The following is a 25702-nucleotide window of genomic DNA, read 5'->3' as shown; positions in this document are numbered from 1 at the left end:
GTGTGATGAATACGTATGCAATAGGAGCTTGCTGGGGAGAGCAGCGATCACAACCCTTTTTTATTAGTGATGTAATCGCAATATAGAGGGATTTATAGAGTAATAACGACACGAACAGCTAAGGCAATAAAGATCACCCCTAGCAATTTTTCGAGCCATGGATTTGTCTTGGTGAAACCAAAACGCTTTTTTGATATTTCGGTTAACAGTGCAACAAGTAGATACCAGCCTGTATCAAGCACAAATACCGTTAAACACATGATTAAACCAACTTGCAAAGTCAGGTTTTCTGGGTCAATAAATTGCGAAAACAACGCTAAAAAGAACACCGCAAGTTTTGGGTTTAAAAAGGCAATAGCAAAGCCATCTTGCAGTGCGATGCGAGGGCTCGGCTTAGTCTGCTCAACATTCAGTGTTTGCGAGCTGGGTTTAGATAACAGAATACGAATACCCAAATATGCGAGATAGGCTGCACCACCATAGACCAGTACTTGATAAAGCATTGGTAACTGAGTCATCAGCGCACCTAAGCCTAGTAACGAGGCACATGCATAAAAGCCAACCCCAATACCGTGGCTCAACGCCGCTAACATGCCGTTCTTCATACCGCCATGTAAACTATGTTTTAAAACCACTGCTAAACTCGGCCCCGGCGACATTGCCCCCATCACGCAAATTAAAACTAAACTCAACCACTCAGTTAGTGTCATTATTCGTTATTCTCAATTAGTAATAAAACGGATGTTATCTGACCATAAACCCCAGTGGCAGTGGTGATTGTTTTCACTTGCCAGCCAGCTTGACCTAATTCAAACACCCGTTGATTTAATGCATCAATATCGATGCCGCCGAAAAAGCGCTTCTTTTTAAACTCAACTACTTTTTGCATGTTAGTCCATCAGTTGGTATTCAAAGTCATAATGATGAATACCCGATTCAATTCGAATTGCCATTTTACCACAGAGACCTTCAAGCTCTCCTGCGCCAGAGTCAGGCACCACTTCTAAAATCAATCGATCAGTCCCCTTATCCATAGTGCCAAAATGTTGCAGCACAAAACTGCCTTGCTTACCTTCTAAGCTACCGACGACCTGTTCAATCGCTACATAACCTGCACTGCCCTGAGTTGCAGTCATGGCACTGAGCATTTCGCCTTGGCTTGTTGCCTCTAATGGACCTGAAAACTGTTTATCAATCGACATGCGTCCTAAATTTACGCCATTTTTACCTGTGGCATAGCCACCAATTGGGTTTAATTTTACGGTGAATTGACCACTGATCGTTGTAGATTCCATACTAATCCCTTAATAACTGTTGAATTTTAGAGCATTGATAACCATATCTATACCCTATTCACCAACAAGAATCTAGCATGCCTAACAACAAAGAAAAGGCCGCATTTAGTAGCCTGTTACCGATTTTAGCTTTTATAAAACCCTATAAATGGGTGGTGTTTGCAGCCCTTGGCGCCTTGTTGCTTACGGCCGGTGTTAACTTATCACTCGGACAAGGTGTTAAATTTGTTATCGACCATGGCTTTATTGCAGGCTCGCAAGCTCAGCTTCAGCAAGCGGTGATGGTGCTGATTGGTTTGATTAGCTTATTAGCGGTAGGTACTTTTTGTCGCTTTTATTTGATGTCGTGGATTGGTGAGCGAGTCAGTAACGATATCCGTAAAGCCGTGTTTGCTCGTATCGTTACATTACACCCAAGCTACTTTGAAGAAAACCGCAGCGGCGAGCTAATGTCGCGACTGACCACCGACACCACCTTGTTGCAATCTATCATTGGTTCCTCTTTTTCGATGGCATTACGCAGTAGCCTAATGCTGATTGGTGGCTTGGCTATGCTACTTATCACCAACCTAAAGCTAACCCTTGTCGTTGTTGCCTGCGTGCCAGTGGTATTACTGCCAATGATGATTTTTGGTCGAAAAGTAAGAAAACTGGCAAGCTCAAGCCAAGATGCCATTGCCGATATCAGCACCTATGCTGGTGAGATCATTCAAAATATCAAAGTCGTGCAAAGTTATAGTCACGAAGAGCGTGAAAAAGCAGCATTTAGCGAAGAAACCAACAAAGCGTTTCAAGTAGCGAAGAGCCGAATCAAACAGCGCTCGCTTTTGATTGCAGCGGTTATATTTCTGACCTTTAGTGCTATTAGCGTGATGCTTTGGGTTGGCGGCAGCGACGTATTAGCTGGCACCATGACTGGTGGTGAGCTAGGTGCTTTCGTGTTCTATGCGATTATGGTGGCGATGTCTGTAGCAACCGTTGCCGAAGTGTACGGTGAGTTGCAAAGAGCAGCAGGTGCAGCAGCACGGTTGTTAGAGCTACTTGCCGTTGAAAGCATGATCAAAAGTCCAGATACAAATTATGATGCACAACTTGAGGAAAACAAGCTTAATCACCCTGCTATTCAGTTTAATGATGTATCTTTTCATTACCCTTCAAGGCCAGATAAAGCCGCTTTAAATGCGCTTAATTTACAAGTAAAACAAGGGCAAACTGTTGCCATCGTTGGCCCATCAGGGGCTGGTAAAACAACGTTGTTTGAGTTACTGCAGCGCTTTTACGACCCAAGCTCTGGGAGTATTTCGCTGGCAGGAATAGACATTAAAGCACTCTCTCTAGATTGCTTACGCCAGCAAATGGGGATGGTGGCACAAAACCCTATTTTATTTAGCTCAGATGTGATGCATAACATACGTTATGGCAACCCAAGCGCCAGCGACGAGCAAGTATATGCTGCGGCTAAATATGCCCATGCCGATGAGTTTATTAAGCAACTACCAGATGGTTACCACAGCTTTTTAGGGGAGCAAGGTGTTAGGCTCTCAGGTGGGCAAAAACAACGTATAGTACTAGCGCGCGCAATATTAAAAGACCCTGCCATTTTATTGCTTGATGAAGCAACCAGTGCACTCGACGCACAAAGTGAGTTTCATGTACAAGCTGCCCTTGAGCATCTAATGAAAGACAGAACAACACTGATTATTGCCCATCGTTTAGCCACAGTTAAACACGCCGATGTGATTGTCGTGATGGATAAAGGAGAAATTATTGCAACGGGTACGCATCAGCAATTGTTTGAGACTAACCCATTGTATAAACAATTGTGCGAATTACAGTTTAATCGAGATTAAGAAGGGAAATGTCAGGTTTGAAAGGGCATATCAAACCTGACCACAAATCTAGATATAAAATCTAACCTTGTGTATTCGGTACGATCTGAATTTCTACGCGGCGGTTTAAAGCTCGGCCATTTGCTGAGTCATTGCTCGCCACAGGACGTGTTTCGCCATAACCTCGTGTGCTGATGCGTGCAGACATAATCTGATGATTAACTAAGTAATCTTTTACGCTTTGCGCACGTTGTTGCGATAACGTCATATTGTAGCTATCTTTACCTGTGCTGTCGGTATGACCTTCAACGCTTAAGTAGGTTTTTTCGTATTTATTCATTACTTTAGCAATCGCATCTAAGGTGCTATGAAAGCCAGACGAAATATAAGATTGGTCAGTTGCAAAAGTAATATTTGATGGCATCACTAGACGAATATTGTCGCCTTCACGAACCACTTCAACACCTGATCCTGCTAGCTCATCGCGAAATGCTTCTTCTTGCTTATCCATATAATCGCCAACGGCTGCACCTGCTAATGCACCAATAGCCGCACCAATGAAAATACGTTTATCGTCGTGGTCGCCAGTTGCTTTACCTAGTACTGCACCTGTAGCAGCACCAATCGCAGCGCCTTTACCTGTATTCGTTGTCTCACAACCTGTTAATAGAACGGCTAATACGCCCACTGTTAAAACTGATTTTGTAAAAGTCATGTGTCTCTCCATGGCAATTATTCAAATTGAATTGTTAACAATTATGAATGAACATCTATGAACAAACGATGAAGAAAGGGTTACTTATCGATTGCTACAGCACTAACCGGAGGTAAGTTATAACTTTTGACCAATTCTGTTAAACGGCCATTGAGGACTAACGTATTGAGGCGGTCTTGAATTTTTTCGGCTAAACCCGAGCTTGCAAACTGCTTACTAAGGGCAATGTGACCATAAATAACATCTTTATAGCGATAAGGCATTTTTACGATATCTTGCGAAGGTCGCTGCAAAAACACTGAGGCATGATCAGCTGTGGTTTCAACAGCAATTACCAGCTCAACGCGGCTCTTTAATAACATATCAAACGCATTATGTTCGCTTAATGCTTCGACTTTGGTGAGCGTTTTATCATTATCGAAACGAGGGAAGTGCGCAGCGCCTCGCATTACCGCAATACGCTTACCGACTAGGTCTTGATAATTGTTTATTTTAAGCTCGCTATCAGCTCTGGCATAAAACACAAAAGAAGATGACAGCATCATGTATGGTGGAGTAAGAAACTGCATTTTTTGCTCGCGCTCTTCTGTGCGAATAAGCCCGCCCATCACATCTAGTTCATTTTGCTCAAGCATTTTTAAACAACGAGAAAACGGGCAAGCGACATACTCAAGCTTAATTGGCAAGGTACGCTGTATTTCACGCATAATATCCACTATTGCGCCACTGACTCTACCATCTTCAGAGACCATGCCATAAGGAGGCGCATGATCAACAGCCACCACAACTTTGTCAAAAGAGGTTGCAAATGCAAAGCTGCTGCATAGTAATAACAATAAACTGATAATATAGCGTTTCATAGTGATACTCATAACTACGTTCACTCGTTCTCTATATTGTAGACGGCCTTGTGTCATAAAAACCACAAAAATGTCATACAATTTTGTCATAATAGAAACAATCATCCTGTAACGGCAACAGTAATGTTATTTATCATCTTTAAACAATTCTTTTTATTAGGCTGTATGAGCTTTGGCGGTCCTGCGGCACACCTTGGTTATTTTAAGCGCCACTTTGTTGATAATTTAAAATGGCTCACTGCTGAGCGCTATGCGCAATTGATAAGCCTAAGCCAAGCATTACCAGGCCCTGGTTCAAGCCAAGTTAGCTTTGCTATGGGGGTTGAAAAAGGAGGAGTACTGGGAGGCCTGTGTGCATTTGTTGGCTTTACCCTGCCCTCATTTTTAATTATGTTTTTTTTGGCTCTTAGTGCTCACCAGTTTGGTGATATTTACTTTGCGGTAATTGCCGGGCTTAAACTCTTTGCTGTGGTGATTGTTGCCGATGCGACCTACAGTATGGCAATGAGCTTTTGCAAAAGCCACTTACATAAGCTAATCGCGGTATTGAGCACGATTGCACTGATTGTATTCTCACAGCTATCAAGTCAAATTTTAGTACTGATTGCAGCTGCAGCCATAGGTTGGTTTTATCCTCAGCTTAAACTGCCAGAGAACCAAGAACATAAACCTGTGAAAATTGCTTGGTTACCGCTTTGTTTATTTACCGTCTTGTTACTGATTAGCTTTTTGCCTTTAGGCGAAGGGTTTTCTTTGTTTGCCCCATTTTACCAAACTGGCGCTATGGTCTTTGGTGGCGGCCACGTTGTGTTACCCATTTTACAAGCTGGCGTGCCGAGCCTTGAAACCGAGCAGTTTTTATCAGCTTATGCCAGTGCTCAGGCCATACCTGGACCGATGTTCACTATCGCCACATACTTAGGCGCACAAGTGTCGCCAAATACACCACTTTTAGGTGCCATTGTCGCGACCATCATGATTTTCTTACCGGGCTTTTTATTGATGTTAGCCTTTATGAAAAGCTGGCTACAACTAGCTGATAAGCCTCGCTTTGCGGGTAGTATTGCAGGGCTAAATGCCGCTGTTGTGGGTTTTTTAGCTGCCGCTCTTTATTCACCTATTTGGCAATCGGCAGTGCAAAACCTGTGGCAAGTAGCTTTAGTCATTGCGGCATTTACGTGGCTAAGAATGGCAAAGCCACCTATTTGGTGGCTATTGTTAAGCTTTATTGCACTGAGCGTGCTAGTTAGTCAGTTTTAAGTTTTTCCGCGCACAGGGTTAGCGACCTTGATACTTGGTTTTAGCCCTGTTTGAGCTTCGCTTGTACTTAACTGCCCAGTAACACTTTGATATGGTCTGAGTCCAAAGATTGGTAGCACAGCAAGTAGATGATCCATAATCTCTGCTTGCAAGTGCTCGTATGAAATCCAGCGCTTATCTTCACTAAAGCAGTAAAACTCAATAGGTAAGCCGTGATTCATCGGTTGTAGCTCACGCACCATTAAGGTCAAATCACGATTAATTTTTTCGTGTTGTTTTAAGTAACCTTCAGCATAACGACGGAACAAACCAAGGTTTGTCACCGGATCGGGCAAGCTTGAAACACGAATATAGTCGTTAAGTGGAATAGCAGCATCAATTTGCTCTCGAAACGCATCATCAACCAAACGAATACTGTTCATATCAATGTTTAAAGCACGCTTGATACGACGACCACCCGACTCTTGCATACCACGCCAGTTTTTAAATGACCCAGCAACCAGCATATAGGTTGGAATGGTTGTGATAGTGTTATCCCAGTTACGTACTTTTACCGTATTTAAGCCAAGGTCGATAACCTCGCCATCCGCGCCATAGCTATCCACTTGGATCCAATCACCATAAGTCACTAATCGGTTAGCTGCAATTTGAATACTGGCGACAAATCCCAAAATGGTATCTTTAAATACGAGTAAGGTCACCGCCGCTATCGCACCAAAGCCAGACAAAATATAAGTTGGCGACTTCTCTAGCAAAATGCTCACAATGAGAATGGCGCAAACCATAAAAGTGATAAGTTTTACAACTTGGATCAAACCCTGAATCGGAATATCGCGGGCAAAATCAAGTTGGTTATAAATGCCACCAGCAATGCTCACGACACTACTTAAAATGAAGCCACCATAAATGATCAATGCAACTTGGCCTACGGTTTTCAAAACCAACGCTGCAACATCATGAACTGGGTAAACATAATCAAAGGTTGCCAAATACAGTACGCAGCACAATATACCCGCAAAACGACGATTCAGTTTATTGAGCATTGGAGTAAGCGCACCAATGCGCTCTGGAGACAGGCGTGTAACAACCTTTTGAATACCCGGCAGCAGCAGTCGACGAGTAAACATATAAATTAATAGTAATGAGCCAACGCCAATCGCTGTAGCCGTTAATGCACTTAACAGCGCCGCATCTGGCATTGATTCAAACCAAGGCATCACCAGCTCTTGCAGGTGAGTTTGCTTCATGGTGCTTCAACCTCTTTATTGATGTTGGCAAGGTACTCAGCTTGTTGGGCTTGATGATAAGTTAGTAGCTGAGCGTCTTTTTGCAACCATAACTCATTAATATGTTGTTGAAAAGCCGTTCTAAATGCACGGTCATGCTGATAATCACCAATCATCTCTGCGCTAATTGCTTGTACGTGCATTTCAACTTTGATCACATTAAGGCGGCCACGCATCAGGTTACGGCAAATATGATCACCCTCGCCTTGGTAAATAATCGAGGTATTTAATAATGCATCAAACTGTTCGCCTAACACCTCAAGGGCAAATGCAATACCGCCCGCTTTAGGTTTTAAAAGATAAGTAAACGGACTATTTTGCTTTTTGTGTTTTTGGCATGTAAAGCGCGTACCTTCAACAAAGTTGATAATGGTTGTCGGGTGATTACGAAAGTCGCGGCAACTGCGCTTGGTACGTTCAACATCGAGACCTTTCAGCTTAGGATTTTTTGCCAGCTGCGCTTTGCTAACACGTTTCATAAAAGGCATGCCCATCGCCCACGCACCGGTGCCAATGAATGGCACATACTTCAGCTCATCTTTTAAAAAGAATTTTGGCGCAGGTAAAACATCAATCGCACTTAGAACAACAATATCTAGCCAACTCATATGATTAGAGATAAGTAAGTACCAACCATCTGTACTGACTTTGCCTTTAATATCAACATCTATTGTAGGGCAACCTAACCACAAAGCTAAGCGGTTACCTTTACACCAACCGCGATAAGCCGCATGAAGAATATCGCTAACCACTTTAAATGGCAGTAATAATTTAAGCACACCAAAGAGCAGCACAAGCGTGCCCCAAATGATTACATTAGCAAACAAGACAATGCTAACTAGAACGCCTGTTAACCAATTTGGTAAAAATTTCTTTAACATAAGTGTGCTCTCGACTGCGTTAGCAATACTACTGCGATTTTGCTTCTAACTCGGCTAGCTGCTGGTTTTTTTCATTCCAAATGCGGTTTAATTCAGCTTGAAAGTTAACCCTAAACTCAGCATCACCGGTGTAATCACCGATTAAATTAGAGCTTACTTCCATCACTTCTACTCGCACTTCGACTTCTTTTACACGACCACTGGCAAAATCTACAAAGCTAGGAATACCACCAGGGTAATGAATAGTGACATTGACCACTTTGGAAATTTGCTCACCCATTGCTTGCATAACAAACGCAACACCACCCGCTTTTGGCTTTAATAAGTGCTCAAAAGGACTATTTTGGCGCGAGTGCTTTTGCGGTGTAAAACGCGTACCTTCAACAAAGTTAACGATACTTACTGGCATTTCTTTGAATTTTTCACAGGCTTTGCGCGTGGTTTCTAAGTCTTTACCACGCAATTTAGGGTTTTTCTTTAACTGAGCTTTACTCGTGCGAGTCATAAATGGGAAATCCAATGCCCACCAAGCCAGGCCTAAAAAAGGAACGTAGATTAGCTCTTTTTTCAAGAAAAAGTTTAAAAACGGTATGCGGCGATTAAACACGCGTTGCATTACAACGATATCTACCCAGCTTTGATGATTTGCGATCACCAAGTACCAGTCTTTCGCTTTTAGTTGCTCAAGACCTGTCACGTTTAGCTTATATGAAGCAAATATGTTTTGGTTGATGCTGTTGCAACTCACCCACATAGTGGCGCATTGCTTAGCTATCCAACTCATTGCTTTTTGTAGAGGCTTAATTGGGATCAGTTTAATCACGCCACAAATAAAGATGGGCACAAACCAAAAAAGTGTATTGAGGGTGTAAAATATAAAACTGAACACACAACGGATCATGGACATTACTACTTATTCCTTTAATGCTTAATCTTCAAAATACGTATAGCCAGCAAGGCCTGCATTTAGTTCTGACAAATATTGTGCCTTAGATTGCTCATCAATTGCCAGTGAGTTAACCCGTTTTGCAAAGTTTTCAGCGAGAATGTCGCTATCATAATCAACAAACTTTAATACGTCCTTAACGCTATCACCTTTAATTGCGTTAGTCAGCTGGTAACCCGCTTCAGTAAGCTCAACATGCACTGAATCTGTGTCGCCGAACAGGTTATGTAAATCACCTAAAATTTCTTGATACGCGCCCACTAAGAACATGGCAATGTGGTATTGCTGACCTTGCTTGTACTCAGGAATAGGTAAACTACTCTCAATACCTGTACCTTCAACATAGTTACGAATTTGTCCATCAGAGTCACAGGTAATGTCTTGAATAATAGCGCGTTGCGTTAATGGCTGATGAAGGTTTTCTACTGGCATCACAGGGAAAAGTTGCTGAATACCCCAAACATCTGGCAGTGATTGAAATAATGAGAAATTAACGAATAGCTTATCGGCCAGTTTTTCGTTTAGATCATCTAACACTTCACGGTGGGCACGAGCATTCTCGCTGAGGGATGCACGAACGCGGTGTAAAATGGTGAAATACAGCTGCTCAAGCTTCGCCCATTCAAGCATAGTGAGTAGGCCATGCACATATTGGTCATGGGCTTCACTAAATAGATGCATTGCATCATGATAAATTTCTAGTGCCATACGTGGTGTTAAACGCTGTAAGCACTGCCACATTTCATCTAACACTAATACGCTGTCAGCCTCAGGCGCCGTTGGATTCGCATGGTTAGGTGCACGCTCAACATCAATAACATCTGTAATTAATACTGCGTGGTGCGCAGTTAACGCACGGCCAGATTCAGTAATAATGGCTGGGTGCTTAAGATCATGTTGTTGGCATACTTCAGCAAATGCATTCACTACATTACGTGCATATTCATCAACACTGTAGTTCATTGAACACGAACTACGTGAACCAGACCCTTCATAGTCAACACCTAAACCGCCACCAACATCAACTGTATTAAGTGGCACGCCTAACTGCGTTAACTCTGCAAAATGGCGGGCACATTCACGCAGTGCTCGATGAATATCACGAATATTGGCAATTTGAGAGCCGATATGAAAATGCACAAGTTGCATTAAATGGAGTTTATTACGTGACTTAAGTAGCTCAACCGCAGAAAGTACTTGGCCTGCAGTTAAACCAAATTTGCCTTTTTCACCACCGGTGTTTTGCCATTTACCTTTGCCTACCGAGTTTAAGCGAATGCGAATACCGATTGATGGTTCAATACCTAAGTCGTCAATTTCAGCCAATAAGGTGGTTAGTTCAGACAGTTTTTCTACAACAATATGAACCTTATGGCCCATGCCTTGACCGATACAGGCTAAACGTAAAAACTCACTGTCTTTGTAGCCATTACAAACAATGGTAATTGGCTCTTGTGCTACACCTAAAATCGCCATAAGCTCAGGCTTTGAGCCGGCTTCAAGGCCGACTAAACCACTTGGATGAGCAAGTAGTTTACTAACCACAGAGCGCTGCTGATTAACCTTGATTGGGTAAACACAGGTATAACTACCTTGGTATTCACGGGCATTACAGGCTTTGGTAAAAGCACTCGTTAGGGTATCAACACGATTTTGTAAAATGTCGGTAAAGCGTACTAGTACAGGTAAAGTAAGACCTTGCTTTTTGAATTGCTCGGTTAGTTCAGATAAAGACACCGCAGCTTTTGTTTGATCGCCATCAGGATAAGCCACCAGCTCACCTTGTGCGTTAATGTCAAAGTAACCGTCACTCCAATGAGCAACATTGTATGTATCGCGTGCTTTGTCTAAACCCCAAGTCATGGCAATGTCTTCTGTAATTTCATTAAATATAAACGCACATTTTAATACGCTAGGGCTGACCACGCTAACAAAAATTGCGCTATATGCCAAAGTGATAAAAAATATTCGCTATACTGATTAAAATTTGATTGAGCAATTGGTCAAGCACTGGCAAAATTGCCCCCCTTTTTTACCATTAACCAAAAGTGTATAAGCAAGATGGCTAATTTAGATCAAAACAACTGGTTCACTGAAATTAGTGACCGTGATGGTAGTGCCTTTTCATTACGCATTACTAAAAAGCTTGATGAACAGCAATCGCCATTTCAAAAAGTAGAAATGTACGAAACAACTGACTTCGGTAATCTGATGATTATTGACGGTTGTACTATGGTAAGTAGCCGTGAAAACTTTTTTTATCACGAGATGATCAGCCATCCGGCATTGCTTGCACACCCAAATCCAAAAAATGTGGTGATCATTGGTGGTGGTGACTGCGGTACTTTACGCGAAGTTTTAAAACACCCAGGTGTTGAGAGCGTAACGCAAATTGATATCGACGAAGTCGTGACACAAATGTCACTTAAATACTTCCCTGAGCTGTGTGAATCAAACCAAGATCCTCGCGCAACAGTGATGTTTGACGACGGCATCAAGTACATGCGTGAAGCAGCGCCAGAATCAATCGATGTAGTAATTGTTGATGGAACAGACCCAGTTGGTCCGGGCGAAGGTTTATTCAACCACGCTTTCTATACTAGCTGTTTAACTGCACTTCGCCCGGGTGGCATCTTAATTCAGCAAAGTGAATCACCACTTATGCATATGCCACTATTAGTAGAAATGCGTGATGCAATGACAGAAGTGGGTTTTGTTGACCTACAAACGCTGCCTTTCCCACAGCCAATTTACCCAAGCGGTTTATGGTCAGTAACCCTTGCTCGTAAGTCAGAAGAATTCGCAGGGTTTCGTGAAGATGATGCAAATACACTTGCACAAAGCACTGAGTACTATAATGCAGGTATTCACCACGGCGCATTAGCGACACCAAATTATATGAAACGTGCTTTTGAGAAAAAGTAAGCGTTTTAGTTAGATGTAAAAAAGGGCTCATTGAGCCCTTTTTTGTTGGCTTATGATTAGACTTTAAATCGATTCACTAAATGATTGAGCTCATCAGTGAGTTGGTTCATACGATTAGCCACTTCTTGTGTTGAACTTGCTAAGCCGCCCCCTTGTTGTGTTTGGTCATTTAGGTCTGATAAATTCTGGCTAATTTCATCTGCTACAGCAGTTTGCTCTTCAGTCGCTTGCGCTGTCTGCATCGCCATATCATTTACCTTAACTGATGACTCTTGCATTGAGTTAAGCACATCATTAGTTTGTGTGAATGACTCAACCGCTTCATCGGCATAGCGCTTACCACTGTTAATAGCTTGCAGTGACTGCTCAACGCTGGTTGCAAACTGCTCCACCATAGTTTGAATGTCATTAGTACTCTCTTGCGTGCGAGTCGCAAGGGTACGAACCTCATCAGCTACTACCGCAAAACCTCGCCCTTGCTCTCCGGCTCGGGCCGCTTCAATTGCTGCATTCAGTGCAAGTAAGTTAGTTTGCTCGGCTATAGCACGAATAACTTCAAGTACTTTAGCAATGTTGTCTGAGCTTTGTTGTAACTCAGTTGAACGCTGGCTGGCATGCTCCATATTGTCTGACAGCGCAATAATTTTACGGCTTGAATTATCAACCGCAGCTAAGCCTTGTTTAGCTAGCTGCTGAGAATTATCAGCTTCATGAGATGAGTTTTGCGCCACATTAGCCACTTCGCGACTTGCTACACTCATTTCATGTACAGCACTGACTATCGACTCAGAAGCTTGACTAAGCTTTTGGTTAACTTGATGGTTTTGATTTGCAAAGTTATCTAAATCGTTACCTAGATTATGTAGCTCTTTCGCTTGCTCTAAAATGTCTTTGATTAACTGCTGCAAATTATCTAAAAAGCGATTAAATGCGGTTGCTAACTCGGCAAATTCATCTTGCGTTTTAACATTGATACGACCTGTTAAATCACCATCTCCAGAGGCTATTTCGTTAATCCGCTCTGTGACAAAGTTAATTTGTTTTGTAAGCTGGCGCGGCACAAAATAACTAAACCAACCAGCAACAGCTAAAACCACTGCAATCATCACCATAAGCATCACTTTAAAGCCCATTACTTTATCCATCAGCTTTTCTGTTTCTGCTTGAGAGGTTTTGTCTGCCGCTTCTCCGGCTTTATCTAAAATATCACGTAGTGCCGAAAAGCTTTGCTCCGACGCTTGTTTTTGTGAAGCATTTGCTGGGTTATTAATATAAGCTGTTGATGCTCCATACCAAGCATCAAATGCGCTATCAAAGTTACGAAACTGACCAGTCACCTCAGAGTATGGCGACATGTAAGATAAATATTGCTTAAATCGCTCTTTAACTTGCTCGGCATTTTCTTGATGGTCAGTGAGTTGGCCCTTATTCCCTTTCATTTGGGTAACCAGTTGCAGCTCTGCCACTTTAGCTTGGTACAGGTCTCGGTCAGCATTAACAACCACAGAAACCGCATTTAAGAAGCGTTCTGACTGTGCATCAATCGCTTCTTTTTGAAGGTTAATTAGATAGGTATAGCCAGCAATTAAAATGACGATAGCAATGCCGAGTAGCACAATAGGCAAAGAACTTTTGACGCGAATGCTTTGTAACTTCATACATTATCCTAATTTAAATTCTAATCAGCACGTTCATTAGAATGTTAGTAGAAAAACTGAAAAAGTGTATGAAATTAAAAGTGCCAACTCGCTGAAAGTTGCAATTGCTGCTGCGAATTATGCTCATTAAATCCCATACCGGGTCTATTTTGAGCGTCACTGCTCAGCACTGAATATTCAGCACCTACTTGCCACTTGGTCGACAGTTGATAACGCCAACTTGCGGTTAAAGCTTCTCCACGACTTTGGTTAGGATCAAATTGCCAATCATCATGATCGCTAACCTTAAAATAATCATACCTAATTGTGAGACGATGCTGGTCCAACTTGTGACTTAATAGAACAAAATGACTATAAAAATCATTGTCTACCCCACGATTTGTACCCATCGCTGTTTTACCATTAAGGATCTGTACAATAATGCGGGTTTGCTTATTAAACTTATACAACCATGCCGCGCTTAAAAAACGTGTATCCCACGCATATTGACCAGTACGGGTATTCAAAGCACCTGGATCGCCATTGTTGTCATAATAATAAACACGTAATTGCGATTTTTTTTGATAATCCCAATGTGCACCGACGTAATAACCAAAGCGCCCATCGACTTCTTCGAAAGGCTCCACATACTCAGCTTGCTTATCTAACTGCGTCCACTCAAAAGAATGTGGAATAGCAAAGTCGATTTGTTCATTGAACGTGGTTTGCCTGTCATGCATAGCGAATCCTCGCCATGACAGGAGTGTTCCAGCAGGATCGTTACCTTTAAAAACCGCCGCAAAGCCTTCAAAGCTATGGTTACTTCTAAATTTTCTACCTGGGCGCTTGATGCTTGTCTCTAAACCAAAGGCCCGCACCTCCTCGCCAATCCAGCTATTAATAGCAGAATTAGTGTAGTTATAAGGTGACATCCAACCACTTTGTGGGTTTTCAAGTGACATTTTTGGATAAAAGCCACCCGCTTTAACAGCCCATTTGTAACGACTTGCAGTGAGCGGTTGATATTGTAAATAAGCCTGAGTAAAACCGACTGTTAGTTCAGGATCAGGATGGGCGTTAAGCACTGTATGCGCAGACCAATCACTCGTTAACTCAAAACGGCTACTCAGCATAGCTTGGGATATCACAACACCATCATGCTCTTGGTCATAACGGTATAAGCCAATTCCTTTGCGTTGATAGCTCGCTAGTTGGTCTCCACGCACAGCCGAAACAGTTACCTGCCCATCATGCTCAGCATATGCCACTGCGGGCAACCCAAAAACACTCGCCAATGCTAAAGCTTGCCATTTATTCATAATCATCAAACTCGTCACTGCTTAATTCTAGTTTTGGTAATAAGGCTTGTTTTAGCTGGTAGCTCAATGGCTTTGCATTGTTAGTAATATCGATGGTTTCTGGTGTGCTGATATCATTAAAGCGGTCATGCCAAACTGCCAAAGTAAACTTACCTTCTGGTAAGCTCAACTCAACCATACCTTGCTCATCTGTTTGCCCATAAATCCCACCATCGACAACCACAATGTAACCCAGCATCCAGTCATGAATGTTACAGCCAAGCTCAACAACCCCCGATTGTGCAAATTTAATCGGCTTTTCTGGTTTATCGTGGTAAAGCTTTAACTCAAATTGCTTTGTTTTAGAAAATGAATAAACGTGGTGCATGATTGAATCAAGGTTAGGAAACTCAACATTAGCCCCTTGTGGCACTGCCAACACATGAGGCACAAAGGCACGTTTTTTTTGGCTCATAGTGTAATGACTATCAAGAGATGTAAGTTGTTTAGAGCCTTTAAGCCAAACCACGGCATTTTTGACAGGTTGATTCTGCTTATCAACTATCTGTATTTGCTGCGCCAATAAACATTGACTAAACAATAGTAGTAGCAACAGGGTAATTCTTGTCATTTTGCTAGACCTTTTTAGGTGCTGAGCTGGATATCGCCGCGTTCACTTTGTTGAATACGTATGCAGTTCTCTCGTATTAACCAGCAAGTCACTTTATGCTTTAAGGATATATGTGAATACATGACAACAATCCATAACCATAAGCCGCCAAGGAACAACAATGCGATTAACTGCCTTAATGTTAGCAGCCTTTTCAGGTACTTGCCTAGCACAAACCACAACCGTCAGTTCACCTGATGGGCAGATCAAAGTAACTATCTCAGATGAGCAACACACACCTAGCTACGAAATCAGCTTTGCCGGTAAACAAGTCATTGCTAACTCTTCGTTAGGCCTTGTTTTTAAACAACAACCAGCAATGAGCGAAGGTTACAAAATTAGCAGCCAAACCACTGATTCGGTAAAAAGTAGCTGGGAGCAACCTTGGGGTGAACGCCAAACTGTGGTTGATAACCATAACGAAGTCGCTGTTACCTTTAAAAAGCCACAACCACAAGGTGGCACGTTTACGGTACGTTTTCGTGCTTTTAATGATGGTGTCGGCTTTCGATACGAATTACCAAAACAAGCTGGTTATGATGATGTAGAAATCACTAAAGAGCTTACAGAGTTTGCTATTACAGATTCATCAGATGCAACAGCTTGGTGGATCCCCGCTCGTGGTTGGAACCGTTATGAATATGTTTATAACACCACCCCACTTCATAAAGCGGCACTTGTGCACACACCATTTACTATAAAAAATAAAGAGGGTGTGCATATCAGTATTCACGAAGCTGCCCTTGTTGATTATGCAGGCATGGTTTTAAATCAACGTCGTGATGGTACCTTCCAAGCCGATCTAACACCTTGGTCAGACGGTGTAGCGGTCAAAAAACAAGGCGCATTTAATACTCCTTGGCGTACAATTCAAATTGGTGATGAAGCCGTTGATTTAATCAACTCAGATATCATCTTAAACTTAAACGAACCAAATAAACTGGATGATGTATCTTGGGTTAAACCGGGTAAATACGTAGGTATTTGGTGGGGTATGCACATCAAAGAAAATTCTTGGGGTAGCGGTAAAATTCATGGTGCAACCACTGCAAACACTAAATATTACATGGACTTCGCTGCTAAATATGGCTTCGATGGCGTGCTAGTCGAAGGCTGGAATATTGGCTGGGATGGCGACTGGTTTTATAACGGTGACGTATTTAGCTTCACACAACCTTACGACGACTTTGATATTGAAGAGCTGACACGTTACGGCAAAGAAAAAGGCGTACAATTAATTGGTCACCACGAAACGTCGGGCAACGTGACCAACTACCGTAACCAAATGGAAGATGCATTTGCGTTATACGAAAAATCAAATGTAAGCCAAGTTAAAACAGGTTATGTCGCTGACGGTGGTAACATCAAGCGCATCGATGAAAACGGTATTGTACGCAAAGAGTGGCACGATGGTCAGTTCATGGTTAATGAATACCTACACAACGTAAAACTTGCTGCAAAACATAAAATTAGTATCAACACTCATGAGCCTGTGAAAGATACCGGCCTACGTCGTACATACCCGAACTGGATTGCTCGTGAAGGTGCCCGTGGTCAAGAGTTTAACGCATGGGGTACACCGCCGAACCCACCAGAGCACATTCCAATGCTAGCTTTCACCCGTATGCTTGCAGGCCCAATGGACTTTACTCCAGGTATTTTTGATATGGGCTTTAACGGTTTAGGTGCTGATACCAACCGCCCACAAACGACCCTAGCGAAGCAATTAGCGCTATACGTTGTAATGTACAGCCCTATTCAAATGGCCGCAGATTTACCACGTAATTATTTAGCGAAGCCAGATGCATTCCAGTTTATTCAGGATGTACCAACTGATTGGCAACAAAGTATTGCACTACAAGGTGAAGTTGGCGATTTCGTTGTATTTGCACGTAAAGAACGCAAGCGTGATCAATACTCAGGTAACGACTGGTATCTAGGTGCTGTTACAGACGAAAAAGCTCGCACTTTAGAAGTGAAGTTAGACTTCTTAGATAAAGGTAAAAAGTTTGAAGCGCAAATCTACCGTGACGGTGACAAAGCTGAATGGGTAAATAACCCTTACGACTTAAAAGTAGAAAAACGCATAGTGACTGCTGATGATAAGCTAACGTTAAAGCTTGCCACCAGCGGCGGCACAGCGATTCGATTTAAAGCAATCTAAGCTGTAAGTTTTAAGCTTCAAGAAAAAAGAGCGCGGTATTTGATGTCGCGCTTTTTTATTGTCATAAAAAAGCAGCCCACTCGGGCTGCTTATAACTTAAGATTTGAAGCTAAAAACCCGGCTTTAATCTGCTAGTAATTGATCAAATAAATCAAAGACTTTATCAAGCTCTTCAATAGTGTTGTAGTGCATACAACCAATGCGTACTACGCCGCCGGTTTCTAATACACCTAGCTGCTTACATAAGCCTTGGGCGTAGAAGTTTCCATCCCACACACAAATATGTTGCTTACCTAAAAATTCAGACACAACACGTGGTTCGATACCTTCAAACGTTAAAGCAAAAGTCGGTGTGCGGTAAGCTACACGCTCTAGATCATCAATACCAAATAACTTGATGCGTGAGTAATCTGCTAAACGCGTTAAGAAATGCTTACTTAATGCCATTTCGTGTTGTTTAGTAATAGCAAATGCATCCGCAAGTTTTTCTCGGCGTGAATGGCTGTCATCAAGCTCACTAATTGCAGCAATGTAATCAACAGCAGCAATTAAGCCAGCTAGCGCTTCAAAGCTTTGTGTACCCGTTTCCCAGCGACCTGGCGCAACATCTTTTGCAGGTTCAACTTTATATGGTGTGAAACCTTCAAGGTGCTCACGTTTGCCATAGACAATACCAAGGTGAGGACCAAAGAACTTATATGCCGAGCAGGCTAAGAAGTCACAATCAAGTGCTTGTACGTCTACAAGCTCATGAGGTGCGTAATGAACGGCATCAACATACACTAGCGCACCAACAGCATGTGCAAGCTCTACGATGCGTTTAATGTCATTAATTGAACCCGTCGTGTTTGATGCATATGTCACAGCAACAAGCTTTGTTTTGCTAGATAAAAGGCTTTCAAAGTGTGCCATATCTAGGCTGCAATCAGCTTCGTTGATAAGGGTAGTTTTTACTGTCGCGCCTTTATCTTCAGCAGCTTGCTGCCAAGATGATACGTTTGAGAAGTGATCTGCATTAGTGACAATAATTTCATCATCAGCAGTCCAACCACGCGAGATGGCACGGCTAAAGCTAAACGTTAAGCTTGTCATGTTTGCACCAAACACGATTTGCTCTTTAGATGGCGCATTTAATAAATCGGCTGCAGCTTGGCGAGCATTTGCCATTAACTCTACCGTTTTATCACTTGAGAAAAATGCGCCGCCTAAGTTTGAGTTGAAGTAACCCAAATATGCACTCATAGCGCTTAGCACTGACTGTGGTACTTGCGAGCCTCCCGGACCATCAAGGAAAACCGGTGACTGACCTGCAACTTGTTGCATAAGTGCAGGGAACTGGCGACGTAATTGCGTTAAGTTCATGATTTACCCTTACGCAGTTAGTACGAAGCAATCAAGGTAACCTTCTTTGCTTGCATCTAATTTATTCATTGGTGTAGCGTTGTGCCATACTTCACGGTCATTAATCAGTGCGAACATGCCGTCTTTAATTTCCATCTTGAAACATGGCTCAGCTTGTTGGTGTTCATAGACAAGTAGCTCACCACCTTCTAAGTTTTCGTGTGATACACCACATACACATACGTGATCAAAACCATCTTGGTGAACACCTTCAGGTGCAGCTGGAGTGTCACTGTCGATCGCAAGCATTCTGAATTGGTGAATTTCAATAACGCGATCATCGCTTATACCCGTCATATCGCGGAACTGATTAACGATTTGCTTCATACCATCAGTCGCTAATAAGCTATCTTCTAGATTTTCGTAGGTACGCTCAACATTACCTTGGAAGGTATTGATTGAGTCATCTTGCACAAATGCTTTTGTTGGTTGTAGTTTTAATTCACCATCAACAACTTTGATTACTGAATAACGACGCTTACGAAATTCACCATCTGCGTATGGATTAGCAGGTAGGTTAGCAAAAGAGGGCTTAACTGCGTCAATTTGCGCTTGGCTTACAAAACGAAGTTGTAGAAGGTTCTGGTTGTTTAATGTAGTCATTTAGATCTCGCCTTAATACGTTGAGAATATTGGCGAGGATTTTAATGCAATTGGTGGGAAATTTTTGCGTTATTATGTAAACAGCATTGATGGTTTATGTAGTTTTAAGATCGAATAGAGAAATATTTTAGATTTTTTATCTAAAATAAAAAGCCCGCTACATGCGGGCTTTCTTGTCATTTAATTTATCTAAAATTAAACAGCTTGCTGAACGATTACTTGGTCTGCCTTTTTAGTGTATTGAGGCATACGGTGGAAGTTCAGGTAACGATAAGTATCAGCTGCAGTTGCATTGATCTTATCTGAATACTCTTGGTACTCAGCAGGTGTAGGAAGTTTACCTAAGATTGCCGCTACTGCTGCAAGCTCTGCTGATGCTAAGAATACGTTAGCGCCAGTACCTAGACGGTTAGGGAAGTTACGCGTAGAGGTAGATACAACAGTTGCTTTATCAGCAACACGTGCTTGGTTACCCATACATAGTGAACACCCTGGAGTTTCAATACGCGCACCTACGCGACCAAAAATACCGTAGTAACCTTCGTCAGTAAGCTGGTCTTTATCCATCTTCGTTGGTGGTGCAACCCAAAGTTGAGTTGGGATACGACCACTGAAACCATCTAGTAGTTTACCTGCAGCACGGAAGTGACCGATGTTAGTCATACAAGAACCGATGAATACTTCGTCGATTTTCTCGCCTGTTACGTCTGAAAGAAGACGTGCATCATCAGGGTCATTTGGAGCACAAAGAATTGGCTCTTTGATGTCTGCAAGATCGATCTCGATTACATGCTTGTACTCTGCATCAGCGTCAGCTTCCATAAGTTCAGGGTTAGCTAACCACTCTTGCATTGCATTGATACGACGCTCAATAGTACGAACATCACCGTAACCTTCAGAGATCATCCATTTAAGCATTACGATGTTTGACTCTAGGTATTCAGCGATAGACTCTTTAGAAAGTTTAACTGTACAACCTGCCGCTGAACGCTCAGCTGACGCATCAGAAAGCTCGAAAGCTTGCTCAACTGTTAGGTGCTCAACACCTTCGATTTCTAGTACACGACCAGAGAATTCGTTGATCTTACCTTTCTTTTCAACAGTAAGAAGACCTTCTTTAATACCGTAGTACGGGATAGCATGTACTAGATCACGTAATGTGATACCTGGCTGCATTTCACCTTTGAAACGTACTAAGATTGACTCAGGCATATCAAGAGGCATTACACCAGTTGCTGCTGCGAATGCTACCGCACCTGAACCCGCTGGGAATGAAATACCTAGAGGGAAACGAGTATGCGAGTCACCACCAGTACCTACTGTATCTGGTAATAACATACGGTTTAACCATGAGTGGATTACACCGTCACCTGGACGGAGTGATACACCGCCACGGTTCATGATGAAATCAGGAAGTGTGTGGTGAGTGTTTACGTCGATTGGCTTAGGATAAGCTGATGTATGACAGAAAGACTGCATTGTTAAATCTGCAGAGAAGCCTAAACATGCTAGATCTTTAAGTTCGTCACGCGTCATAGGACCTGTTGTATCTTGCGAACCAACAGTTGTCATTTTCGGCTCACAGTATTGGCCAGGACGTACGCCAGGCATGTTACATGCTTTACCAACCATCTTCTGAGCTAATGTGAAGCCTTTACCAGAATCAGTTACAAGAGCAGGCTTGCGGAAGATATCTTCAGCTTCCATACCTAGTGATGCACGCGCTTTATCAGTTAAACCACGACCGATGATTAGTGGAATACGACCACCAGCACGCACTTCATCAAGAATTACGTCTGATTTAAGAGAGAAAGTAGAGATTACTTCATCAGTACCGTGACGCTTAACAACACCTTCGTATGGGAAGATATCGATTTGGTCACCCATGTTTAACTCATCAACAGGAAGTTCGATTGGTAATGCACCAGAGTCTTCCATTGTATTGAAGAAGATAGGAGCGATTTTACCGCCTAAACATACACCACCAACGCGTTTGTTTGGTACGTGAGGAATATCATCACCCATGAACCAAAGTACAGAGTTAGTTGCAGATTTACGAGAAGAACCCGTACCAACTACATCACCAACGTATGCAAGAGGTAAACCTTTCGTTTTAAGCTCTTCTAGTTGTGAGATTGGACCAACTTCACCTGGTTTTTCAGGATTGATACCATCACGTTCGTTCTTCAGCATTGCCAAAGCGTGTAGTGGAATATCAGGGCGAGACCATGCATCTGGTGCAGGAGAAAGGTCATCTGTATTTGTTTCGCCAGTTACTTTGAATACGGTAACTGAGATTTTTTCAGCAACTGCAGGCTTGTTTACAAACCATTCTGCATTTGCCCACGATTCGATTACTTGCTTAGCAAATTCGTTACCTGCTTTCGCTTTTTCTTCTACATCATAGAAAGCATCGAACATTAATAATGTGTTTGATAAACCTTTAACAACGATCGGCGCCAACGCTTCGTCATCTAGAAGATCAATCATAGGTGCGATGTTGTAACCACCTAGCATAGTACCAAGTAGCTCAGCTGCTTTTTCTTTTGATACAAGTGGAGAGCTCGCTTCACCTTTTGCAACTGCAGCTAAGAAACCTGCTTTGATGTAAGCAGCATCATCAACACCCGGCGGTACGCGGTTAACTAGAAGATCAACGATAAACTCTTCTTCGCCTGCCGGTGGGTTTTTGATTAATTCAATAAGATCAGCCGTTTGCTGAGCATCTAATGGCGCTGGTACGATACCTAACGCGGCACGTTCTTCTACGTGTTTACGATATTCTTGTAGCACAATATTGCCCTCTTGGTGACGTGAAAGTACTCGGTAGTATTAAGCTAAATACCAATTAAGACCCAGCACTTATAGTATTCTGACGGTTAATTATAAAGCTTTTAAGTATAGATGAAAATCCATGCTGTAAGTAAGGAGTTTAATATTCACTATAAATAACATGAATAGTACTAGAAAAAAACGCTATTCAAATGAATATTTATTAAGAATCATTCCTATCTAACCAATGCCTAGTGCTTAGATAAGAAAAACCCAGCACTAGGCTGGGTTTTCAAATTTGCGTAAAGAGTTAGATTAACGCTCTACTTTTACACGCTCAATTACAGTTACTTTCGCTTCTACACGACGGTTTTCAGCGTGAGCTTCTGGCGTATTTGCAGGGTTTTTAAGGCGCTCTTCACCCATACCAACAGTAGTTAAACGCATTGGATCAATGCCATCTTCAATTAGTTTCTTAGCTACCGCATCAGCACGTTTCTTAGATAACCACTTGTTGTAATCAGCTTTACCAACTGATGAAGAGTGGCCCTCAAGTACTACGTCTGTACCTGGGTGCTCTTTTAAGAACGCAGCAGCGCGGTCAATATCATCTAGGTATTGTTGAGATACTTTAGATGTATTATTAGGGAACGTAATTAGTAGGCTCTTAGTAACTTCACGATCTTCATAAAGCGTACAGCCTGTGCCGTCAACAGCATCAGTCATTGGTGTGTTTGCACATTGGTCATCAGCATCAGGGATGTTATCACCATCGCTGTCTACTGGCTCAACTGGAACAGGAACAACTGTTGGAGCTGGTTCAACTGGCTCAGAAGCTGAGCTTTGTGCACCAAAGATGTAGCTTAAGCCTAATTTAGCGCCAACATCTGTGTAACCACGGTCAAGACCTTGATATAAAGACGTTTCAGCATTAAATGCAAAATTATCAGTAAAGTAGTGTTGGTAACCAGCACCTACGTTGGCGAACATTAGATCTTCATCAACGGCATCAAGGTTTTTCAAACCAAAAATACCGTAAAATGGGCCACCACCAAAGTGGTATAGGCCATCGATACCATAACGCTTACCACTTTCTGAGCCGCTCACAGAAGTACCGTCGTTTAATTCAGCTTTCCAGTCAAAATCCATATCAGCGTATTCTAAACGCGCACTCCAGTAATCACTGAAGCGGTAACCTAACTCTAGACCCCAGCCTGTTGAATCATCAACATCAAGACCACCTGGCGCGTAGTCACGAACATTTTCCCAAGAATTATCATAGTAGTCGCCAAACGCACCAATATAAAAACCTTGTTTTTCAGCAGCGATACCTGAAGCACTTGTTGCAGCAAGCGCTAAAGCAATAGTAAGTGATTTTAGTTTCATGTTTCATTCCCTTCCATTTAAGTAACTAAAGGCTGTGCAGCCTACACTCAGTCAAGATAGATGATGACTAATTAATCCAAACTTAATAAACCCAACAACTAGTAAATTTTTATAGTTCCGTAGCATCAACCGAACACTACAACATGAAGCAACTTAATAATCCATGTCGGACTGGTGCAAATTACACATCATTAAAAATAATTATATTACCTAATGATAATTCAACAAGGTAATTAAGTACCATACTACAATATTTTGATCTTTGATTAGGTGATTCATATCAAGATACGATGACTATTACAGCCGAAATTGGTACAAACTAAGGTTAACGTGTTTCTGTAGAAAGTAAATATTGATTTTTATTAAAAAAAAGGTCGGACTAATAAAATTAGTCCGACCTCGTTATATGTTATTCATTACTTAAGGTATTGCTACCTTGAATATCATAACTTACTTACGCATTACTTTAACTTTCTCAATACTTGTGATTTGAGCTTCTACGCGACGATTTTGTGCATGCGCTTCAAGTGTATACGCTTCGTTTTTCAAACGCTCTTCACCGTAGCCAACTGTAGAGATTCTATCTGAAGAAATACCGTCTTTAACTAGCTCTTCAGCAACATCTTTCGCACGTTTTTCAGAAAGCATCATATTGTAGTCTGCGTCACCAACTGCTGATGCATGACCTTCAAGTACAACTGAAGTGCCTTCATTTTCTTTCATAAATGCTGCAACATCAGCAATGTCGCTGAAGTATTTGTTTGGTACTTCTGCAACATCATGCGGGAACGTAACAAGTAATGTGATTGTTGCCTCTTTTTCTTCATAAAGAGTACAACCTTTGCTATCAACAGCATCTGTCATCGGTGTGTTTGCACATTGATCATCTGCATCCATTACACCGTCATTATCACTGTCAGTTGGAGCTGCAACCACAGGCGCTGGTTCTACAGCAGCTGGAGCACTCTGGTCGCCAAAGATATAGCTAATACCTAGCTTCGCACCAACATCTGTGTAACCACGATCAAGACCTTGATATAAAGATGTTTCAGCGTTAAACGCAAAGTTATCTGTGAAGTAGTGTTGGTAACCAGCACCTACGTTTGCGAACATTAGATCTTCATCAACCGCATCCAGATTTTTAAGACCGAAAATACCGTAGAATGGACCGCCGCCTAAATGGTACAAGGCATCGATACCGTAACGCTTGCCACTTTCTGAGCCGCTCACAGACGTACCGTCGTTTAGTTCAGCTTTCCAGTCAAAATCCATATCAGCATACTCTAAGCGAGCACTCCAATAATCGCTGAAGCGGTAACCTAATTCTAGACCCCAGCCTGTTGAATCATCAACATCAAGACCGCCTGGCGCGTAGTCACGAACATTTTCCCAAGAGTTGTCATAGTAATCGCCGAATGCGCCGATATAAAAACCTTCTTTTTCAGCAGCGAAGCCTGTTGTACTAGTTGCAGCAAGTGCTATTGCAATAGTAAGTGATTTTAGTTTCATTATTTCCTTCCCATTTTCACAATAAAGCTATTAAAGCTAATGTATTTTGAGTACTTAAAACTATATAGCAGCTAAAAAAACTAACTTAATGGCATTTTATAGGCGGCTACATTTAATTTTTATTAAGATTTTACACTCAATAAAAGCAACTCTGTCTAGTGGTAACTTACTCTGATAAGAAGCCTTCAAACCACCAAAATAGTAGTAGAACACTACTTAAAGCAATAATTTACCTAAAATCAATGATACCATCACTGATTATTCT

21 protein-coding genes are annotated in these 25702 nt (G+C 42.1%); 4 read left to right on the top strand and 17 right to left on the bottom strand.

Translation table 11 applies throughout. The features are described from left to right. Window positions 1-92 precede the first annotated feature (92 nt). Genes ABMY41_RS12215 through ABMY41_RS12205 form a run of 3 tightly spaced genes read right to left on the bottom strand, consistent with a single transcriptional unit; the run spans window position 93 to window position 1295 of the window. A complete protein-coding gene (locus tag ABMY41_RS12215; protein ID WP_175082986.1) occupies window positions 93-710 on the bottom strand; it encodes a LysE family translocator in 618 nt (205 codons plus the stop codon). After that, entirely contained in the window at window positions 710-889 is a 180-nt protein-coding gene (locus tag ABMY41_RS12210; protein ID WP_054554414.1) for a DUF4177 domain-containing protein, read from the bottom strand. The genes ABMY41_RS12215 and ABMY41_RS12210 overlap by 1 nt, the downstream gene beginning before the upstream one ends. Window position 890: 1 nt before the next feature. Next, entirely contained in the window at window positions 891-1295 is a 405-nt protein-coding gene (locus ABMY41_RS12205; RefSeq protein ID WP_175082987.1) for a DUF3224 domain-containing protein, read from the bottom strand. A gap of 77 nt (window positions 1296-1372) precedes the next feature. Here ABMY41_RS12205 and ABMY41_RS12200 point away from each other — a divergent pair, with 77 nt between their 5' ends. Further along, window positions 1373-3145: an ABC transporter transmembrane domain-containing protein gene (locus ABMY41_RS12200; protein WP_349274813.1), complete on the top strand. Its 1773-nt coding sequence runs from the start codon at window positions 1373-1375 to the stop codon at window positions 3143-3145. Between the two features lie 61 nt (window positions 3146-3206). Here ABMY41_RS12200 and ABMY41_RS12195 read toward each other — a convergent pair whose 3' ends face one another. Both ABMY41_RS12195 and ABMY41_RS12190 read right to left on the bottom strand, forming a co-directional pair. Then, window positions 3207-3839 carry an OmpA family protein gene (locus tag ABMY41_RS12195; RefSeq protein WP_054562840.1) on the bottom strand — a complete coding sequence of 211 codons (633 nt, stop codon included), beginning with the start codon at window positions 3837-3839 and terminating at the stop codon, window positions 3207-3209. Between the two features lie 80 nt (window positions 3840-3919). Continuing rightward, on the bottom strand, window positions 3920-4789 hold the full coding sequence (locus ABMY41_RS12190) for a transporter substrate-binding domain-containing protein (RefSeq protein WP_349274811.1): 870 nt from the start codon (window positions 4787-4789) through the stop codon (window positions 3920-3922). Window positions 4790-4822: 33 nt separating this feature from the next. Between ABMY41_RS12190 and chrA the strand changes: the two genes are divergently transcribed. Further along, window positions 4823-5959 (top strand): chromate efflux transporter, encoded by a 1137-nt coding sequence (gene chrA, locus ABMY41_RS12185; RefSeq protein ID WP_349274809.1) that lies wholly within the window; start codon window positions 4823-4825, stop codon window positions 5957-5959. Here the strand turns inward: chrA and ABMY41_RS12180 are convergent. The 4 genes from ABMY41_RS12180 to speA are packed head-to-tail and all read right to left on the bottom strand — an operon-like array spanning window position 5956 to window position 10935. Continuing rightward, window positions 5956-7206 carry a mechanosensitive ion channel domain-containing protein gene (locus tag ABMY41_RS12180; protein WP_349274807.1) on the bottom strand — a complete coding sequence of 417 codons (1251 nt, stop codon included), beginning with the start codon at window positions 7204-7206 and terminating at the stop codon, window positions 5956-5958. The genes chrA and ABMY41_RS12180 overlap by 4 nt on opposite strands. Continuing rightward, window positions 7203-8126: an acetyltransferase gene (locus tag ABMY41_RS12175; RefSeq protein WP_175082991.1), complete on the bottom strand. Its 924-nt coding sequence runs from the start codon at window positions 8124-8126 to the stop codon at window positions 7203-7205. The genes ABMY41_RS12180 and ABMY41_RS12175 overlap by 4 nt, the downstream gene beginning before the upstream one ends. 28 nt (window positions 8127-8154) lie before the next feature. Continuing rightward, window positions 8155-9033 (bottom strand): acyltransferase, encoded by an 879-nt coding sequence (locus tag ABMY41_RS12170; RefSeq protein ID WP_251604055.1) that lies wholly within the window; start codon window positions 9031-9033, stop codon window positions 8155-8157. Window positions 9034-9054: 21 nt separating this feature from the next. Then, entirely contained in the window at window positions 9055-10935 is a 1881-nt protein-coding gene (gene speA / locus ABMY41_RS12165; RefSeq protein WP_175078909.1) for a biosynthetic arginine decarboxylase, read from the bottom strand. A gap of 198 nt (window positions 10936-11133) precedes the next feature. Between speA and speE the strand changes: the two genes are divergently transcribed. After that, window positions 11134-11997: a polyamine aminopropyltransferase gene (gene speE, locus ABMY41_RS12160; protein WP_055198615.1), complete on the top strand. Its 864-nt coding sequence runs from the start codon at window positions 11134-11136 to the stop codon at window positions 11995-11997. 56 nt (window positions 11998-12053) lie between these two features. Here speE and ABMY41_RS12155 read toward each other — a convergent pair whose 3' ends face one another. The 3 genes from ABMY41_RS12155 to ABMY41_RS12145 form a co-directional block, all read right to left on the bottom strand. Continuing rightward, window positions 12054-13655, bottom strand: a complete 1602-nt coding sequence (locus tag ABMY41_RS12155; protein ID WP_175082993.1) for a methyl-accepting chemotaxis protein — start codon at window positions 13653-13655, stop codon at window positions 12054-12056. Between the two features lie 74 nt (window positions 13656-13729). Further along, the gene (locus tag ABMY41_RS12150) at window positions 13730-14959 is read right to left on the bottom strand and encodes a hypothetical protein (protein ID WP_175082994.1); all 1230 of its coding nucleotides are present in this window, start codon (window positions 14957-14959) and stop codon (window positions 13730-13732) included. Next, the gene (locus ABMY41_RS12145; protein WP_287241695.1) at window positions 14946-15563 is read right to left on the bottom strand and encodes a methylamine utilization protein; all 618 of its coding nucleotides are present in this window, start codon (window positions 15561-15563) and stop codon (window positions 14946-14948) included. The genes ABMY41_RS12150 and ABMY41_RS12145 overlap by 14 nt, the downstream gene beginning before the upstream one ends. Window positions 15564-15723: 160 nt before the next feature. Between ABMY41_RS12145 and ABMY41_RS12140 the strand changes: the two genes are divergently transcribed. Further along, a complete protein-coding gene (locus ABMY41_RS12140; protein ID WP_349274803.1) occupies window positions 15724-17766 on the top strand; it encodes a glycoside hydrolase family 97 protein in 2043 nt (680 codons plus the stop codon). 123 nt (window positions 17767-17889) lie between these two features. Here the strand turns inward: ABMY41_RS12140 and ABMY41_RS12135 are convergent, their stop codons facing one another. The 5 genes from ABMY41_RS12135 to ABMY41_RS12115 all read right to left on the bottom strand — a co-directional run bounded on the left by ABMY41_RS12135 (window position 17890) and on the right by ABMY41_RS12115 (window position 25437). Next, window positions 17890-19128 carry a cysteine desulfurase-like protein gene (locus ABMY41_RS12135; RefSeq protein ID WP_287241691.1) on the bottom strand — a complete coding sequence of 413 codons (1239 nt, stop codon included), beginning with the start codon at window positions 19126-19128 and terminating at the stop codon, window positions 17890-17892. 9 nt (window positions 19129-19137) lie between these two features. Beyond that, a complete protein-coding gene (locus tag ABMY41_RS12130) occupies window positions 19138-19770 on the bottom strand; it encodes a 2OG-Fe dioxygenase family protein (protein ID WP_289096868.1) in 633 nt (210 codons plus the stop codon). A gap of 195 nt (window positions 19771-19965) precedes the next feature. Then, window positions 19966-22563: a bifunctional aconitate hydratase 2/2-methylisocitrate dehydratase gene (gene acnB / locus ABMY41_RS12125; protein WP_289096869.1), complete on the bottom strand. Its 2598-nt coding sequence runs from the start codon at window positions 22561-22563 to the stop codon at window positions 19966-19968. A gap of 294 nt (window positions 22564-22857) precedes the next feature. Beyond that, window positions 22858-23928, bottom strand: coding sequence for an OmpA family protein (locus ABMY41_RS12120; protein ID WP_287241689.1), 1071 nt, complete (start codon window positions 23926-23928; stop codon window positions 22858-22860). Window positions 23929-24378: 450 nt separating this feature from the next. Next, entirely contained in the window at window positions 24379-25437 is a 1059-nt protein-coding gene (locus ABMY41_RS12115; RefSeq protein ID WP_289096870.1) for an OmpA family protein, read from the bottom strand. Window positions 25438-25702: the final 265 nt, after the last annotated feature.

Source organism: Pseudoalteromonas sp. BZA4, assembly GCF_040104395.1.
Lineage (GTDB): Bacteria > Pseudomonadota > Gammaproteobacteria > Enterobacterales > Alteromonadaceae > Pseudoalteromonas.
This window is presented reverse-complemented; position numbering and strand designations above follow the sequence as displayed.